This is a genomic window from Thalassobacillus cyri, from assembly GCF_900107755.1.
GTDB lineage: Bacteria > Bacillota > Bacilli > Bacillales > Halobacillaceae > Thalassobacillus > Thalassobacillus cyri.
The window spans coordinates 1-17,593 of record NZ_FNQR01000027.1; the positions used below are offsets into that span (position 1 = coordinate 1).

Genomic DNA, 17,593 nt, shown 5'->3' on the forward strand with positions numbered 1-17,593 from the left:
TAACTAATACAATTCGTGAAGCAGTTGAATCGTTGAATGTTGCTTATCTAGTTTTGAGGGTTTACCTCAATTGCATAATCAAGGTCTAGTGGCGAAAGCGGAGAGGTCACACCTGTTCCCATGCCGAACACAGCAGTTAAGCTCTCCAGCGCCGATGGTAGTCGGGTTTATCCCCGTGAGAGTAGGACGCCGCTAGGCAATCAAGAAACCCGGAAGTCTTCCAAGGCTTCCGGGTTTTTGCTTGTATATAAAATTCTGTTAGCGAAAGATGAAAATTTCATTAGATCCTATTAAATCATATGCCCTTTTAAAAATACCAACTAAAAAATAGTATAAGAGATGATAGATTTGCACATACTAATGCCATGGAGGTGGAAAGATGAAAACAATCAACCGCTGTGGCATATGTGACCGTAATACGACAGAGGGCATTCATATCTATCAATTATTCATTTGTGAATCTTGTGAAAAAGAAATTTTAGAAACAGAACCAGGCGATGCTAGATATTCTTTTTACATCAATAAGCTAAAGAATATCACGCCAACCAAAATACATTCATAAAATTAAAAAGATCTTTGCAAAGAAGCGAAGATCTTTTTTTGTTTGTATTCCATCCATGAGTTAGGTAAGATAAAATAGATTTTTCAATTGCACGGAGAAGGTGAAGCTCGATGAATCTTGATCAAACAGAAACGCCGCTATACGATAAGCTGCATTACTATAAAAACAAGAGTTACGATTCTTTTCATGTTCCAGGCCATAAAAACGGAAGAATATTTTCAGAGCGAGGATATGAAGACTTCCGTTCTATTCTCTCCCTCGATTTTACCGAGATAACAGGTATGGATGACTTGCACGACCCTCATGGTGTAATTCAACAAGCGCAGACATTGGCATCCGATTTCTTTAAAAGTGATTTCTCCTACTTTTTAGTAAATGGTAGTACTGCGGGGAATTTAGCAATGATTCTCTCTGTGTGTAAGACGGGAGATCAAATTCTTGTCCAGCGAAATTGTCATAAATCAATTCTGCATGGATTGGAATTAGCAGGGGCTCAGCCCGTCTTTTTGTCCCCAGCTTATGAGGAGGATACAAAGCGATACAGCAAAATGGAAATAGATTTGGTAGAGAAAGCATTAGTCCGTTTTCCAAAGGCAAAAGGGTTGATACTGACTTACCCGGATTATTTTGGGCGAACCTATGAGATAGAAAACATTATTAGTACAGCCCATGCACATGATGTCCCAGTGCTGGTAGATGAAGCACACGGTGTACATTTTCACTTAGGCCCTCCGTTTCCAACACCAGCTTTGACAGCCGGGGCGGATGTCGTGGTACAGTCCGCTCATAAAATGGCGCCTGCCATGACGATGGCTTCTTTTATACATGGACTGAAAGGTCGCATCAATCTAGAAAAATTATGTTATTTTCTTCAAGTGGTACAGTCCAGTAGTCCTTCCTACCCGCTAATGGCAAGTTTGGACTTAGCCCGGCATTTTTTAGCTAATACAACTAAAAAAAATGTAGAAAAAGCGCTTGATCATACAGAAAATGTCCGAAGAATCCTGGTGGAAGGGGACGGATGGACGGTTCTACCAGTCAGTGATCAAGATGATCCATTGAAAATAGTTTTGCATGCGGATCAAGGGTGGACAGGTTTCCAATTGGCGGGCTTACTAGAACAAACAGGAATATATCCTGAGTTGGCGGATTCTAACCAGGTACTGCTTATTATGGGTATTGGAGAATACGCTGAGCTTTCCAGTTTGAAGAAGTGTATCGCTACTGTAAATGAGCAATTAAAAACGACTTCAAAGCATGCTACAATAAAGGGTAGAGTCTTATTCCCTTCCAAAATTCAGGAATTGCTATATTCCTACGAAGAAATGAAAACGATGCAAACCACATTTGTGAAGTGGTCAAAGGCAGTTGGTAAGGTTGTTGCACAACCTGTGGTACCTTATCCGCCAGGTATTCCATTACTAGTTAAAGGGGAAAAGATTACCATACAGCATGTAGAACTGATTAGGTTATTACTTGAACAGGGTGCCCGTTTCCACAATGAGCAGATAGAAACAGGAGTTATCACCTTTCAATAGATTTGAGGAGAATGAGTGTGAAAGGATTATTTATAACGTTTGAGGGCGGAGAAGGTGCCGGGAAGACCTCGATCCTCCAGGCGCTCTCCCAGAAATTACAACAAGAAGGATATGACGTACTGGCTACCAGGGAACCAGGAGGAATAGAAATTGCAGAAAAAATTCGCCAGATTATTTTAGATCCAGCACATACGGCTATGGACGGGCGTACAGAAGCCCTATTATATGCTGCAGCACGGCGACAGCATCTGGTCGAGAAAGTATTACCTGCTCTTAAACAAGGGAAAATTGTTCTTTGCGACCGTTTTGTCGACAGCAGTCTGGCTTATCAAGGACATGCCCGTGGACTTGGCATAGAGGAAGTATTCCAAATCAACCAATTTGCCATTGAAAATTGCATGCCTGACGTTACATTATTCTTTGATATTTCACCGGAAGAAGGCCTTCAGAGAATCGCTGCTAATAAGGGTAGGGAGCAGAACCGGCTGGATTTGGAAAAGCTAGATTTCCACCAAAGCGTTTATGAAGCTTATCAAATGTTGATCAAGAAGTTCCCGGAACGTATCCATGTTATCGATGCCTCTCAGTCATTCGAAACTGTGCAAAAGGATGTGTTAGCAAAACTCCATCCATATATACCAGACAGTAATGGGGACAGGTGATATTTGGTATAATGTAAAAAAAGGAAACAGGAGGCTACAACATTATGAAAATGATCATTGCGGTTATTCAAGATAAAGACAGTAGTCGTCTGACAGATGCATTAGCAGAGAATAATTTTCAGTCGACAAAACTGGCTACAACCGGTGGATTCCTGAAAGCTGGAAATACAACATTAATGATCGGGTGCAATGATGAGTCGGTCGATGAGGCTTTGGAAATTATCAAAGATAATTGCAGTCAGAGGGAACAGATGGTAGCACCGATTTCTCCAATGGGCGGGAATGCAGATTCCTATATACCTAAACCAGTGAAAGTAGAAGTCGGTGGTGCTACCGTGTTTATATTACCCGTTGAATCTTACTTCCAATTTTAGGGAAAGGGGTTTTTCATAATGAAGATCAGTCAGGATATACGGGCACAAGTAGATGCCGCGCAAAAACCCTCTCCCACTAATGTAAAAGGACGGAAGGAATTTGATGCACTCGTGCAGTCCCAAAACCAAAAGTTGAAAGAGCAGGAACTGGGAAAATTAATAAAAGATATCACTGCACAAGGGGAACGTGTCGCCCGGCATCGTTCCTTCCGGGATTTAGCAAAATATAAGCGAATGATCAAAGACTTTCTTCAAGAATCTGTTCAGCACGGGATGAACCTGAAGCATTCACATAGCTGGAATATGGATGGACAACCTCGGAAACTTACCACTATTGACTCGATCGATGAGAAGCTGAAAGAATTGACGGATACAGTGGTCGTTCAAGAAAAAAGGTCCATTGACATCTTAGGGATTGTTGGAGAAATCAAGGGTTTATTAATCAATTTGTATACTTAAGGACGGAATCATTATGCATACATGGGAAGACATGAAACAGATCCAGCCCCTAGTCAGTAAAATGCTGATTAATAGTTTTAAAAAGAACCGTATTTCACATGCCTATCTTTTTCAGGGTTCACAAGGAACTGGAAAAAGAGAGATAGGCCTGCTATTTACGAAAGCGATTTTTTGTCCGAACCGAGACGGTGCAGAGCCATGTCATCGATGTAATGCATGTAAAAGAATTGAATCTGGAAATCATCCTGATGTCCATTGGATCAAGCCGGATGGGCAGTCGATAAAAAAAGATCAAATTCTTCACCTCCAAAAAGAATTCACTTATACGGGCCTTGAATCGAATCAAAAAGTATATATTGTTGAAAGTGCAGATAAAATGACGGTCAACGCTGCAAATCGGCTCCTTAAATTTTTAGAGGAGCCCAGTAAACAAACGACGGCCATGCTGCTGACTGAAAACAGTCATGCGATTCTTGATACGATTCGTTCCCGGTGTCAATTGATGGCATTCCAGCCCCTCAACGCTCAAAATGTCGAAGAAAAACTTACCGGTGAAGGTGTAAGTGAATCTACTGCGAAGTTACTCTCTCAAATGACTAACAATTTATCGGAAGCATTAGAAATTAATGCCGATGATTGGTTTGCTAATGCACGAAAATTAGTGATACAATTAATAGAAGTGCTGAACAATAAACCCAATGAAGCGCTTTTATTTATCAATCATCAGTGGATGCCTCATTTTAAGGAAAGAGAACAGCTTCAACGCGGTTTAGACTTGTTAATGTTCTGGTTTAAAGACTTGATCAATTACGAGTTGGAAAGAGAAGAGGCTATCATTTACTCACAAGAAAGAGATAGGATGGAGCAAATGTCCATGTCCTGGTCTCGCCAAAGCGCGGTAAGAGGCTTATCATCGATCCTTGAGGCGAAGCGGAAGATAAATCAGAATGTCCATCCTACACTTGTGATGGAACAACTTACACTTCACTTGAAGAGGTGATCATAATTGATCGAAGTGATAGGCGTCCGCTTCAAGCAAGCGGGTAAAATATATTATTTTGACCCAAGGAACATTCAGATGACAACCGATGATTATGTAATCGTGGAAACAGTCCGCGGTATTGAATTCGGTAAAGTCGTCATTGCTAACAGGCAGGTGGATGAGGAAGATATTGTATTGCCTTTGAAAAAAGTCATCCGGATTGCAGACGAAAAAGATAAATTGACGGTGACTGAGAATAAGGAAAATGCAAAAGAAGCCTATACTGTCTGTGAAGCAAAAATAAAAGACCATAAGCTTGATATGAAGCTTGTGGATGTGGAATATACATTTGACCGTAACAAGGTGATATTTTACTTCACCGCAGACGGCCGGGTCGATTTCCGGACCCTGGTAAAGGATTTGGCTTCCGTATTTAAGACCAGAATCGAGCTGCGTCAGATCGGTGTCCGGGATGAAGCAAAATTGCTTGGAGGCATTGGACCTTGCGGAAGGATGTTATGCTGTTCCACATTCCTTGGTGATTTTGAACCAGTATCTATCAAAATGGCAAAGGATCAGAACCTTTCGCTGAACCCGGCAAAAATATCCGGATTATGTGGACGTTTGATGTGCTGCTTAAAATATGAAAATGATGATTATGAAGCAGCTAAACGTGAACTCCCTGACCTAGGTCAGCGGATTACCACTTCTATGGGTAAAGGAAAAGTAGTTGGAATCAATATGCTGGAACGTCTTGTTCAAATTGAATTTCCTGAACTTGAACGTACCCTGGAATATACGTTGCAGGATTTGATTGATGAAGGAGCCGTTTCAACCCAAGCCACAGAATGACGGGGTGGAAGGAAGCGTGAACAAGAAAGAAATTTTTGAACAAGTATCCCATTTAGAATCACAAATTGGAGAGCTTTATCAGCAATTAGGTGATTTGAAAACACAGTTGGCTCACCTTTTAGAGGAAAATCAGCATTTATCACTGGAGAACCACCATTTAAGAAAGCGACTGGATCGGGAGGCAGCATCGCCTGCCCAGCAGGAGACATCAAAGGAAAAGAGCCATTCCAAGGACTCTTATGTAGGGGAAGGTTATGATAACCTTGCCCGCCTTTATGAAGAAGGTTTCCATATTTGCAACTTACATTTTGGCAGTCCAAGAGATGAAGATTGTTTGTTCTGTCTATCTTTCCTAAACAAGAAAAAATAAACAGAACACCGCCTTTCCTTGCCATAAGGAGAGGCTTTCTTTTTACCGCAGATATTTACTCAGAAATGTTGATAGGGGAAGAAATGAACGCCCTTTTCCCAGAAAGCGATCAATTTCCCTGGATCCCTTTGCTGAATTTTGTTAACGAAACCGTTAAGTATGTTTAAAAAGACTTATTCAATAGAAATGAGCATGAAAGGTAGCTGGAAACAGATGGTTGAATTGAAAAATGATGAACGTATCGATGATTTATTGGCTAAGGAAAACATGCAGATCATCCAAAGCCCGACCGCATTTGCATTTTCCCTGGATGCTGTTTTGCTCGCTGACTTCACCTACGTTCCAATCAAAAGGGGGAAAATCATTGACTTGTGTACAGGGAATGGCGTCATTCCCCTGCTCCTGTCCTGCCGTTCGAAAGCCCAAATAACAGGGGTGGAAATTCAAGAAAGGCTATATGATATGGCGGTGCGCAATGTCGAGCTCAACGGTTTAGATGATCAATTGGAAATGATACATGGTGACTTGAAGGATATGCCTGCACGATACGGCAACCGAAAATTCGATTTGGTGACCGTTAACCCTCCTTATTTTCCTACACCCAGGAAAAAAGAGCAGAATTTGAATGATTATTTAACAATTGCCCGTCATGAGATATATTGTTCCCTTGAAGATGTCGTCCGCTCATGCAGTCAACTGGTTCGCTCTGGGGGGAAAGTATCCATGGTGCATCGCCCCGGACGAATGGCAGATATATTGACACTCTTCCGTAAGTATCGGATTGAACCGAAGCGGCTCCGGCTGGTATATCCCAAAATGGGAAGAGAAGCTAATGTCCTGTTAGTGGAAGGAATCAGAGATGGCAATGCCGATTTGAAAAATCTCCCGCCTCTTTATGCCTTCACCGATGGAGGAGAATATACGGATGAACTGAGGAAGATTATTTATGGCAAGTGATCATTTTGTATATATATTGAAATGTAAAGACGGTACCCTTTATACGGGGTATACCAATGATTTGTATCAGCGTCTGGCTAAGCATGAAAGCGGTAAAGGCGCTAAATACACCAGAGGACGTGGCCCTTTCGAGTTAGTATTTTATGAACGGTGTAATACGAAAACCGCAGCGTTGCAAAGGGAGTTTCAAATAAAGCAATGGAGCCGTTCCAAAAAAGAAGCATTGATTGCTTTAAAAAATGAGGGAGTTTAAATGGAAATACAAAAAAGTTTTCGAACGTCTGAATACGGCATCCTTTATATTGTACCAACCCCGATTGGTAACCTTGAGGACATGACCTTCCGAGCTGTCCGCATTTTAACAGAGGCTGCTAAAATTGCAGCAGAAGATACTCGTAATACCAAAAAATTGTTAAGCCATTTCGATATCCATACTCCCTTAATAAGCTACCACGAGCATAATAAACATGTCAGGGAAAATGAGTTGATGGATGTCTTGGAAAATGGCCAGGACCTTGCAGTGGTAAGCGATGCGGGTATGCCTGGAATTTCTGATCCGGGATACGATCTTATTCAAGCCGCAATTCATCGCAACATTCCTGTCGTTGTATTACCAGGAGCGAACGCTGCTTTATGTGCTTTGGTCGGTTCTGGTTTGGAAACGGAACATTTTCACTTTTATGGCTTTCTGCCAAGGAAGAAAAAGGATCGGGACCAAGAATTGGAAGCACTAAAGGGATTCCGCTCCACACTGGTATTTTACGAATCACCCCATCGCTTGAAAGAAACATTGAAAGGGCTGCAGGGCGTGTTTGGAAACCGAAAAGCTGCATTGTCCAGAGAGTTGACGAAACGCTATGAAGAATATGTGCGTGGCAGTTTAGCCGAAGCGTTGGAGTGGGCCGAGAATAATGAGCTCCGGGGGGAGTTTTGTATTGTAGTAGAAGGGAACAAAGAAGAAGTAGCGGAACATATATTGTGGTGGAGCAGTTTATCTGTAATCGAGCATGTCGAACATTATATCAAAGAAAAAGATTATTCCAGTAAACAAGCAATAAAGCAAGTAGCCAGTGATCGTAAGCTTCCTAAACGTGAAGTATACCAGGTCTACCATGTAGGGGATTAATTATTGGAGTTTCCCTGACTAAATCAAATTTTAAAAAACGAAAAATAAAAAAGCACGGACTGCCAGTCGGTTCAGTCCGTGCCTTTTTGCGAGACCGTTCTCTTTTTGTGTGGGTCTCTTTTTTTGTTTTTAATTATTTCATGCTGTCTTGAATTTCTTTCATCAGTTTGTTCGCACCTTCACGGCTTAGAACCAGTTTGCCATTCGCGAGGGAAAGATTGTCCTCGGATACCTCGCCAGTAACATGACAAGTCATGTTTGGCTTGTATTTCTTAAGTACGATACGATCATCATCGACATAGATTTCCAATGCGTCTTTCTCGTTTATTCCTAAGGTGCGACGTAGCTCGATAGGAATAACCACGCGTCCAAGTTCATCAACTTTTCTTACAATACCAGTAGATTTCATTTTTGTTTCTCCCCTCAATCAAAAATTTTCGCCAGATTTCGACATCTGTCTAAGGTAATAGTACCAACCTTTCCCAGCTATGTCAATTCTTTAATTTTCCATTTTATCAATTACATCAAACCATCAAGGATACTATATGTAGTATTTATTGACTAGTGTATTGACCCATATTGGGATTCGGAGGATATTAAAGAATTGTATTATGTAACATTTTTGAAAGAATATTACAATTACCTCAAAACCTTAACCTGGTTTCCGCCAATAGCATTCGACAAAATTCTGTCAGTATATGGGGGTGTTTCGACAAGAAAAGTAAAAAATGTTTGCGATACTTTTAATTTTTCACCTCGAAAATGTATTCTATGGTATATTTTGTTGCTAGGAATGGAAATCCTCTTTATAAATCGATACAATAAGGAGATACGGAAAGTTATTCAATGAAGGCTAACTATAGTCTTTCGAATATAGTCGAGGAGGGAAAAGGATGCCTGAAGAAAAAAACACCTTTTATATTACAACACCAATTTACTATCCAAGTGGTAATCTGCATATCGGTCACGCTTACACTACTGTAGCTGGGGATGCGATGGCTAGATATAAACGATTACAAGGGTTTGATGTCATGTACTTGACTGGAACGGATGAACACGGTCAAAAGATTCAGCGTAAAGCGAAAGAGAAAGACGTGACCCCTCAAACCTATGTAGATGAGATAGTAACTGGAATCAAGGATCTTTGGGGGAAGCTGGATATTTCTTATGACGATTTTATCCGCACCACTCAAGATCGCCATAAAGACATTGTCGAAAAGATCTTCTCTCACCTACTTGAAAAGGGAGATATTTACCTGGATCAGTATGAAGGCTGGTATTGCACGCCTTGTGAATCTTTTTTTACCGAGCGTCAATTAGATAATGGAAAGTGCCCGGACTGTGGGGGAGCGGTAGAAAAGGTCAAAGAAGAATCTTATTTCTTCAAGATGAGCAAGTATGTCGATCAACTGCTGGCGTTTTATGAAGAAAATCCAGAGTTCATCCAGCCGGAAAGCCGCAAAAATGAAATGATCAATAATTTTATTAAGCCAGGATTAGAAGATTTGGCGGTTTCTCGTACAACATTTGACTGGGGTGTCCAAGTACCTGGTAATGCCAAGCATGTCATTTATGTATGGATTGATGCACTCAGCAATTACATCACTTCGCTTGGTTATGGTACAGACCAGGACGAACGCTACCAAAAGTATTGGCCGGCAGACGTTCATTTGGTTGGTAAAGAAATTGTACGATTCCATACTATTTACTGGCCGATTATGTTGATGGCCTTAGACTTGCCATTGCCAAAGAAGGTATTTGCTCACGGCTGGATTTTGATGAAAGACGGTAAAATGTCCAAATCAAAAGGGAATGTCGTGGATCCGGTCAAACTGATTGACCGCTATGGTCTTGATGCACTGCGTTATTACTTGCTTCGTGAAGTTCCGTTCGGTTCTGATGGTGTATTCACGCCGGAAGGGTTTGTCGAACGTACCAATTATGACCTCGCCAATGATTTAGGGAACTTACTGAACCGTACGGTGGCGATGATCAGTAAATACTTTGATGGTGAAATACCTGCCTTCCGAACCGGGGAAGACCCATTTGATGAAAACCTGGAGCAGCTGGCGAAAGATACGAAAGACCAAGTAGAAGAGAACCTGGAGAATATGGAGTTTTCGGTAGCTCTTTCACAACTTTGGACATTTGTCAGCCGTACCAATAAATATATCGATGAAACACAGCCGTGGGTACTGGCGAAGGATGAAAGTAAGAAAGAACGTCTTGGTAATGTCATGGCACACCTCGCTGAGTCATTACGTCATATCGCGATTATGTTACAGCCTTTCCTGACCCAGACGCCGGAGAAAATCTTTAAGCAGCTGGGGATAGAGCAAGAGGAATTGAAGGAATGGAACAGCTTGAGTCAAATCGGTATGCTCCCTGAAGGGACAAAGGTCCAAAAAGATGATCCTATTTTCCCTAGACTGGATGCAGAAGTCGAAATTCAAACAATAAAAGAAATGATGAAAAAGCCTGAACCTGACAAACCAGAGCCTAAGAAAGAAGAACAGCAGGAAGTCACCATTGACGACTTCATGAAACTGGACTTTCGTGTGGCCGAGGTTACTCAGGTTGATAAAATGGAAAAAGCCGATAAGCTGCTAAGAATCCAACTGGATTTAGGTTATGAAAAGCGCCAGGTTGTATCCGGCATCGCTGAACACTATAAACCGGAAGAGCTGGTAGGTAAAAAAGTGATTTGTATTACGAACTTAAAGCCTGTAAAACTTCGTGGCGAGCTTTCCCAGGGCATGATTTTAGCTGGTGAAGATGAAAGCGGCAAACTGGCCTTGGCCTCCATTGACCAGACCTTGAAGAATGGGGCGAAAGTTAAATAGAATCTCAAAAAGGGAAAGCTGATAAATGGCTTTCCCTTCTTGCACTTTAAGAAAGTTTAACTTTGTTAAAGGATGAAAGTATCAGAAACATTTAGGCTTTTGCCATAAGGACTTGGCGACAGGACGAGTTATCCTAATAAAGTAAATAATTGTTAAAAGGTGGTTGTAACGATGTTATTTGATACGCATGTCCATTTGAATGCCAGACAATTCGAAGAAGACCGCGAGGAAGTGATTCAGCGCGCAAAAGAGGAAGGCGTTGAATATATGGTGGTAGTAGGATTCGACCGTGAAACCATCCCACTAGCGATTGAAATCGCCGAGTCGCATCATAATATCTATGCTGCTGTAGGCTGGCACCCCGTAGATGCTATCGATATGGAAGAGACCGATCTGGACTGGATTGAAGAGTTATCTTCCCACTCTAAGGTAGTGGCTTTAGGTGAAATGGGGCTGGATTACCACTGGGATAAATCCCCGGCAGATGTCCAAAAAGAAGTATTTCGTAAACAGATACAATTAGCAAAAAAAGTGAATATGCCCATCATCATTCATAACCGGGAAGCGACTCAGGATATCGTGGATATTTTGAAAGAAGAAAAAGCAGAAGAAGTCGGTGGTATCATGCATTGCTACAGTGGCTCTGTAGAAATCGCTGAAGCATGCGTGAAAATGAATTTTATGATTTCACTGGGAGGACCAGTTACTTTTAAAAATGCCAAGCGGCCGAAAGAAGTTGCAGAGGCGATTGACCTCGATCACTTACTTGTAGAAACCGATTGTCCATTTTTAGCTCCCCATCCAAACCGCGGAAAACGAAATGAACCTGCTTATGTCAAATTAGTGGCAGAACAAATTGCTGAATTGAAAGGCGTTTCATTGGAAGAAGTAAGCGAAAAAACGACTAGAAATGCTTTGAAATTCTTTAATATAAAGGAATGATTGATTTGTAAAGAACAAATTTTCACCGCCCTTCATAATGTAGGGCGTTTTTTTTATTTTCTCCTTAGGTAAAATGTCTTGTAAAAGATTGCATTAGATTGTCGTATCCATGTCATTTTTTGAAATAAAGGGTATTTATGCCTATTTTATTATACAAATGTATGAGAATTGTAACATGCTTGTTATGTTATTTCATTTGTCGGACGTGTATATTGGGTATTGTGTAAACGGGCCTGCTGGCTTGGTTTTGTAGATACGCATTTATTTGTTAAGGCTTTTTATCAAAAAAGGAGGCAAGAAGGCATGAAAAAAATATTTTCAAAGCTGTTGCCAGCTTCGAAAGCCACGATGGTTCTGACTATTATTAGCAGCGTCGTATTGTTTGCCTTACTTGGTGTTATAACTCATGAAGCAACAAAAGCAGAAGTCATCGTAAATAATAACGGTGAACCAACTCAAGTACGCACACATGCGAATACAGTTGGTGAACTCCTGCAAACACTAGACATTGACATCTCAGAATATGATGAATTATCTCATCCGGAAAGTACTGCTTTAGCTGACGGAATGGAAGTAGATTATCAAACTGCTCAACCGGTTCAAGTAGTCATTGATGGTGAACAAAAAGAATATTATACAACTACAGAAACCGTAGGAGAATTTTTCAACGAACAAAACCTCAGCTTTAAAGATCGTGATGAGGTCTCGCATAAGCAGGATGCTCCTATCCAAGCAAATATGAATATTGAAGTAGACAAAGCTTTCCCGGTTACCATCCATGATGGTGGGAAAAAGAAAAAAGTATGGACGACAGCTTCAACCGTAGGTGATTTTCTTGAAGACCAGAAAATCGAACTTGGGAAGCTGGATGAATTGAAACCGAAGAAGTCCAAACAACTTAATGGAGAGACTCCAATACATATCACACGTGTAGAAAAAGTTACAGATGTGGTAGAAGAAGAAATTGACTTTTCTGTAGTAACTAAACAGGATAGTTCACTTTTGAAAGGAAAAAGAAAGGTCGTATCTGATGGTGAAAAAGGCCTTGTCACTAAAAAGTATGAAGTGACCTTGAAAAACGGCGAAGAAGTCAATCGTAAACTGATTAAAGAAGAAAATAAGAAAGATAGCAAAAATAAAATTGTAGCGATTGGTACCAAACAGCCGGAAAAGCAAACAGTGACTACTGTTTCCAATAATACCAGTAAAACTGAATCAAGCAGCAACGATAGTGACAGCACAGTATCACGGAGCAGCTCAGAAAGCGAAGTTAAAACGTTGCAAATGAGCGCAACTGCCTATACGGCGAGCTGCTCAGGGTGTTCTGGCATTACTGCAACCGGCATCAACTTGAAAGCAAATCCTGATGCTAAGGTGATTGCGGTCGATCCAAGTGTCATTCCATTAGGAACGCGTGTATGGGTTGAGGGTTACGGAAACGCTATCGCTGGAGACACAGGTGGAGCAATTAACGGAAATAAGATTGACTTGTTCATGTCTTCGAAAAGTGATGCATTAAGTTTTGGGAGAAAAACTGTTCAGGTTAAAATCCTTGAGTAATAGCACAGGAAAGCAGGGGAGTCACTCCTCTGCTTTTTCTTTTGTAATCGTTTCGTGGTATGCTGAAAACAATTAAACAGTGCGAGTGCACGGAGGAATACAGGTTTGAAAAAAATCAAAGAAATCATTGTAGTAGAAGGAAAAGATGATACTGCAAAAGTAAAGCAGGCTGTTGAGGCGGATACCATTGAATCGAACGGATCTGCTATCAATAAGGAAACCATTGAACAAATCAGGCATGCAAAAGAAAAGCGGGGCGTAATCATCTTTACGGACCCTGATGCTCCAGGGGAGAGAATCCGTGCGATTATCTCTGAGGCAGTTCCTGGCTGTAAGCATGCTTTTTTACCAAAAGACCAGGCCCGCTCCAAATTTGATAAGGGACTTGGAATTGAACATGCTACCATAGAAGCGATTCAGGATGCTTTGGTGTCTGTTTATGAGTTGACTGAAAAAACAGGAACCGAGATAACCAAATCCGACTTAATCGCATATGGACTTTTAGGTGGAGCTCGCGCAGGCTATAGAAGGGATAGGTTGGGAGAGCTTCTTAACATAGGAAAAACGAATGGCAAGCAGTTATTGAAGCGGCTTAATATGTTTCATATCTCTAAGCAAGAGTTTGAACAGACGATGGAAGTGTTGATACAGGAGGAAAAAGATGAGTAACCAAAAAGCGATCGCCACCCCGACGAGAACGAAAGAGATTCTGAATCAATATGGATTTTCTTTTAAGAAAAGTCTGGGACAGAATTTTTTAATCGATGCCAATATATTAGAGAATATTGTTCAGCACGCAGGCGTGGATGACCACTCTGGTGCCATTGAGATAGGGCCGGGGATAGGAGCGTTGACAGAACAACTGGCAAGGCATGCCGACCGTGTCGTGGCATTCGAAATCGATCAGCGTCTGGTGCCGATTTTAGAAGAAACGCTCTCCCCTTATGAAAATGTAACAATCATTAACAACGATATTTTAAAAGCCGATGTTAATAAAGTGATCCGTACGCAATTTGAACCTGGGCAAAGTTTGAAAATCGTAGCTAATCTTCCCTATTACATCACGACACCTATCTTGATGAAGTTACTGATGGAACGTCTCCCTGTAGAAAACATTACTGTGATGATCCAAAAAGAAGTTGCCGACCGTATGGCTGCCTCACCTAATACGAAAAGCTATGGGTCTTTGTCGATAGCGGTTCAATACTATACGGAAGCTAAAGTAGTGATGAATGTCCCGAAAACTGTGTTCATGCCTCAGCCGAATGTTGATTCTTCTGTCCTGCAGTTGACCCTGCGAGATACCCCGCCGGTTCAGGTGACAGATGAGGAATTTTTCTTCACGGTCGTACAGGCGACTTTCGGGCAGCGCCGCAAGACTTTGATGAATAATTTATCCCGTCATTTTAAAGGAAAGTTTGATAAGGAACAGCTCCGGTATAAGCTGACAGCGTCTGCTATAGACCCTTCCCGTCGTGGGGAGTCTTTAACCATGGAAGAATTCGCAACTCTCGCTAATTTACTTTATGAAGAGCCGGAAACGAATTAAAATACTTGCTATACACATCTTTACGCCTTTCACATAGGCTATGTTAGTGATATGTGTGAGGTGGTGGCAACATGATTGTCAAAGGGGACCTGGTTACACGCAGGTCATATAACCATGATCTCTTATTCCGCGTCCAATCTGTAAGCAGAGACCGTATCCTCTTATTTGGAGAAGATTTCCGTCTAGAAGCAGATGCGCCGCTTGCTGATTTGAAAAAGGTGACAGGGGAAGAATATCGGCAGCACAAGAAGAAGGTTAAGGTCCAAGAAGATTATTCATATCGATTGTTTCGCCAGGATTATCAGCTTCTTAAAGAGAAAAGGGATCATGAATCGACCGATGGCTACCAGCACGAAAATAACTATTTTCAACTATCCCCCCGTGTCCTGCACGTAGATGGAGACCAGCTTTTCTTAAAAAAATGCATCCAACTTTACCAACAGCTTGGACTTCAGGTCCACGGTACCCATATGGATGAAAAGGAAATGCCACTGCAAATTGGAGCACTATTAGAAAAAATACAACCGGATATTGTAGTTATAACCGGCCATGATTCTTTTTCAAAAAATAAGGGCACTGTCCGTGACTTACGTGCTTACCGGCATTCCCAATATTTCGTTGATACGGTACGGGAAATCAGAAGTAAAACTTCTCATCTCGATCAAACAGTGGTATTCGCAGGAGCCTGCCAGTCTCATTTTGAATCGTTGATTAAGGCCGGGGCGAACTACGCCAGTTCACCGAAAAGGATAAATATCCATGCGCTGGATCCAGTGTATATCGTTGCGCGTATTGCTTATACCTCGTTTATGGATAAAGTCAATGTCCGTGAAGTGTTGCGGAATACGTTGACTGGTGAAGAAGGGCTGGGTGGTGTAGAAACGCGTGGGTTGCTTCGTGTCGGTATGCCGTACCGGTCATTAGAAATACTTGAAGAGGAAGAAAAAGCGACAGAAGCGGAATCAGGAACTACACCTGAAATATAAAACGCACTGTCTCGAAATATTGCTGCCTTAAACGTTCAAAGAATGCCTTTGATCACCATTTTCGGCTAAGCGGGTTTTGAGACAGAGAGCGTTTTATTTTTTTATACATATAATTTCCTTTTTCAGGAATAATAAAGATATCATGACATAAGTGATTATTTTGTTGACATCAATTTTGTCATACTGGTATAATATAAGATTTTATTTGACATAATCGATGGCTTGTGTTATATTTATATACAGTGAGGTGGAGTGTAGTGGCTAAAACGTTATTCGAAATAAAAGAATCCCTTGAAGGCCAAATTGGTAAGCGATTGACTTTGACAGCAAATGGTGGTCGGAGGAAAACGATTCAGCGTTCCGGCATCCTGGCCGAAACATACCCTTCGGTATTCATTGTCGAGCTTGACCAAGAGGAAAATGCTTTTGAACGAGTATCTTATAGCTATGCAGATGTACTTACAGAAACGGTTGAATTAAGCTTCGACGAGATGAGCAAACTGGCTATCGGAGAACAGTAAACATTGTTTACTGTTCTTTTTTCATGTCCAGAAATAGTGGAAACAGTCTCTAAGGGAAATATCATGCAGGCAATATTTGTCCCTTTTACCCATTAGTACCTGAATGAGTATCGTTTAAACTCATATGCTATAAATGTCGTATTAAAGCTTTTTTCGAAAGGGGCTGCACACAGGTGAGCAGACGTAGAGGGATCATGTCCGATGGCTTGAAGGAAGAGATAGCGAAAGAACTTGGCTTTTACGACAAGGTACAGAAAGAAGGCTGGGGTGGCATTACGACTCGCGATGCCGGGAACATGGTGAAACATGCCATCCAAAAGGCTCAGGAACAAATGATAAGGGAGCGGTCCTGACGGGCCCCTCCCTTTTTTGAAATGAAATGTGGTACAATCTCATATAGGAATGATGAGGAAAAGTAGGTGTAGCAATGTATGTGTATGAAAAAGCCCCGGCTAAAATAAATCTCTCGCTGGATGTTCTATATAAAAGAGATGATGGTTTCCATGAAGTAGAGATGGTGATGACGACTATTGACTTAGCGGATCGGATTACGCTGCAGTTATTAGAAGAAGATCGCATCATTATTGAATCGGAAAGCCGGTTTGTCCCTAATGATGACCGAAATCTGGCGTACAGGGCCGCTAAATTGGTGAAGGATACATATAATCTGGACGCTGGAGTAAGGATTTTTATTGATAAGAATATTCCTGTTGCTGCTGGCCTTGCTGGTGGGAGTAGTGATGCTGCAGCCGTGTTGCGTGGGGTTAACCGCCTTTGGGGGTTGGGACTGAGCATGGATGAGTTAGCTCATTTAGGAAGTACCATTGGTTCCGATGTCTCCTTTTGCGTTTATGGGGGGACAGCAATTGCAACAGGCCGTGGTGAACAAATAAAGGAATTACCTGCACCGCCTTCTTGCTGGGTAGTCCTCGCCAAACCGGAAATCGGCGTTTCTACCGCCACCGTCTATAAAAAATATAGTGGAGAAAACGCTAACCACCCTAATACGGAGCTAATGATTGGAGCGCTTGAGCACCAAGATTTCAGCCAATTATGCGATAACGTCGGTAATGTTCTTGAATCAGTGACATTAGAGCTTCACCCTGAAGTACGTCAGATTAAAGAACAAATGGCACAAGCGGGAGCAGATGCAGTATTAATGAGCGGAAGTGGCCCTACCGTTTTTTCACTCGCACGTCAGGAGACTAGAGCTCATCGTATCTTCAATAGTTTGAAGGGTTTTTGTGATGAAGTTTACTTCGTCAGAATGTTAGGATATCGTTCGAACGCTTGATTAAAACCGTATGAAT

General features: G+C 41.6%; 21 protein-coding genes and 1 rRNA gene. 21 read left to right on the plus strand and 1 reads right to left on the minus strand.

The genetic code is table 11. From position 1 onward, the window contains the following. The first annotated feature begins 84 nt into the window (after nt 1-84). The 12 genes from rrf (at nt 85) to rsmI (ending at nt 7,882) form a co-directional block, all read left to right on the plus strand. A 5S ribosomal RNA gene (gene rrf, locus BLV00_RS20745) occupies nt 85-198 on the plus strand. Between the two features lie 181 nt (nt 199-379). After that, nucleotides 380-562: a sigma factor G inhibitor Gin gene (locus BLV00_RS20750; protein WP_028781754.1), complete on the plus strand. Its 183-nt coding sequence runs from the start codon at nt 380-382 to the stop codon at nt 560-562. A gap of 110 nt (nt 563-672) precedes the next feature. Beyond that, the gene (locus tag BLV00_RS20755; RefSeq protein WP_093046823.1) at nt 673-2,100 is read left to right on the plus strand and encodes an aminotransferase class I/II-fold pyridoxal phosphate-dependent enzyme; all 1,428 of its coding nucleotides are present in this window, start codon (nt 673-675) and stop codon (nt 2,098-2,100) included. Nucleotides 2,101-2,117: 17 nt separating this feature from the next. Then, nucleotides 2,118-2,762: a dTMP kinase gene (tmk, locus tag BLV00_RS20760; RefSeq protein WP_093046824.1), complete on the plus strand. Its 645-nt coding sequence runs from the start codon at nt 2,118-2,120 to the stop codon at nt 2,760-2,762. A gap of 44 nt (nt 2,763-2,806) precedes the next feature. Next, a complete protein-coding gene (locus tag BLV00_RS20765; protein ID WP_093046825.1) occupies nt 2,807-3,136 on the plus strand; it encodes a cyclic-di-AMP receptor in 330 nt (109 codons plus the stop codon). A gap of 18 nt (nt 3,137-3,154) precedes the next feature. After that, nucleotides 3,155-3,595, plus strand: a complete 441-nt coding sequence (locus tag BLV00_RS20770; protein WP_093046826.1) for a YaaR family protein — start codon at nt 3,155-3,157, stop codon at nt 3,593-3,595. Nucleotides 3,596-3,608: 13 nt separating this feature from the next. Continuing rightward, entirely contained in the window at nt 3,609-4,595 is a 987-nt protein-coding gene (holB, locus tag BLV00_RS20775) for a DNA polymerase III subunit delta' (RefSeq protein ID WP_093046827.1), read from the plus strand. 6 nt (nt 4,596-4,601) lie between these two features. After that, on the plus strand, nt 4,602-5,429 hold the full coding sequence (locus BLV00_RS20780) for a PSP1 domain-containing protein (RefSeq protein WP_093046828.1): 828 nt from the start codon (nt 4,602-4,604) through the stop codon (nt 5,427-5,429). A gap of 16 nt (nt 5,430-5,445) precedes the next feature. Beyond that, on the plus strand, nt 5,446-5,799 hold the full coding sequence (gene yabA / locus BLV00_RS20785; RefSeq protein ID WP_093046867.1) for a DNA replication initiation control protein YabA: 354 nt from the start codon (nt 5,446-5,448) through the stop codon (nt 5,797-5,799). A gap of 213 nt (nt 5,800-6,012) precedes the next feature. Continuing rightward, nucleotides 6,013-6,756: a tRNA1(Val) (adenine(37)-N6)-methyltransferase gene (locus BLV00_RS20790; protein WP_093046829.1), complete on the plus strand. Its 744-nt coding sequence runs from the start codon at nt 6,013-6,015 to the stop codon at nt 6,754-6,756. Continuing rightward, nucleotides 6,746-7,009 (plus strand): GIY-YIG nuclease family protein, encoded by a 264-nt coding sequence (locus BLV00_RS20795; protein ID WP_093046830.1) that lies wholly within the window; start codon nt 6,746-6,748, stop codon nt 7,007-7,009. The genes BLV00_RS20790 and BLV00_RS20795 overlap by 11 nt, the downstream gene beginning before the upstream one ends. After that, on the plus strand, nt 7,010-7,882 hold the full coding sequence (gene rsmI / locus BLV00_RS20800; protein ID WP_093046831.1) for a 16S rRNA (cytidine(1402)-2'-O)-methyltransferase: 873 nt from the start codon (nt 7,010-7,012) through the stop codon (nt 7,880-7,882). A 133-nt stretch (nt 7,883-8,015) separates the two neighbouring features. Here rsmI and BLV00_RS20805 read toward each other — a convergent pair whose 3' ends face one another. Then, nucleotides 8,016-8,291: a transition state genes transcriptional regulator AbrB gene (locus tag BLV00_RS20805; RefSeq protein ID WP_093046832.1), complete on the minus strand. Its 276-nt coding sequence runs from the start codon at nt 8,289-8,291 to the stop codon at nt 8,016-8,018. Between the two features lie 484 nt (nt 8,292-8,775). Between BLV00_RS20805 and metG the strand changes: the two genes are divergently transcribed. The 9 genes from metG to ispE all read left to right on the plus strand — a co-directional run bounded on the left by metG (nt 8,776) and on the right by ispE (nt 17,577). After that, nucleotides 8,776-10,725 (plus strand): methionine--tRNA ligase, encoded by a 1,950-nt coding sequence (metG, locus tag BLV00_RS20810; protein WP_093046833.1) that lies wholly within the window; start codon nt 8,776-8,778, stop codon nt 10,723-10,725. Nucleotides 10,726-10,896: 171 nt separating this feature from the next. Beyond that, complete coding sequence (locus BLV00_RS20815) at nt 10,897-11,667, plus strand: TatD family hydrolase (protein ID WP_093046834.1); 771 nt, start codon at nt 10,897-10,899, stop codon at nt 11,665-11,667. A gap of 303 nt (nt 11,668-11,970) precedes the next feature. Then, nucleotides 11,971-13,227, plus strand: coding sequence for a resuscitation-promoting factor (locus tag BLV00_RS20820; protein ID WP_093046835.1), 1,257 nt, complete (start codon nt 11,971-11,973; stop codon nt 13,225-13,227). A gap of 105 nt (nt 13,228-13,332) precedes the next feature. Then, a complete protein-coding gene (gene rnmV / locus BLV00_RS20825) occupies nt 13,333-13,896 on the plus strand; it encodes a ribonuclease M5 (RefSeq protein WP_093046836.1) in 564 nt (187 codons plus the stop codon). Then, nucleotides 13,889-14,776, plus strand: a complete 888-nt coding sequence (gene rsmA, locus BLV00_RS20830) for a 16S rRNA (adenine(1518)-N(6)/adenine(1519)-N(6))-dimethyltransferase RsmA (protein WP_093046837.1) — start codon at nt 13,889-13,891, stop codon at nt 14,774-14,776. Before rnmV ends, rsmA begins: the two co-directional genes overlap by 8 nt. Before the next feature lie 71 nt (nt 14,777-14,847). Continuing rightward, a complete protein-coding gene (gene yabG, locus BLV00_RS20835) occupies nt 14,848-15,762 on the plus strand; it encodes a sporulation peptidase YabG (protein WP_093046838.1) in 915 nt (304 codons plus the stop codon). A gap of 257 nt (nt 15,763-16,019) precedes the next feature. After that, the gene (veg, locus tag BLV00_RS20840) at nt 16,020-16,283 is read left to right on the plus strand and encodes a biofilm formation stimulator Veg (RefSeq protein WP_093046839.1); all 264 of its coding nucleotides are present in this window, start codon (nt 16,020-16,022) and stop codon (nt 16,281-16,283) included. A gap of 173 nt (nt 16,284-16,456) precedes the next feature. Beyond that, nucleotides 16,457-16,636 carry a small, acid-soluble spore protein, alpha/beta type gene (locus BLV00_RS20845; RefSeq protein ID WP_028781772.1) on the plus strand — a complete coding sequence of 60 codons (180 nt, stop codon included), beginning with the start codon at nt 16,457-16,459 and terminating at the stop codon, nt 16,634-16,636. Nucleotides 16,637-16,710: 74 nt separating this feature from the next. Then, a complete protein-coding gene (gene ispE, locus BLV00_RS20850; protein ID WP_093046840.1) occupies nt 16,711-17,577 on the plus strand; it encodes a 4-(cytidine 5'-diphospho)-2-C-methyl-D-erythritol kinase in 867 nt (288 codons plus the stop codon). Nucleotides 17,578-17,593 lie beyond the last annotated feature (16 nt).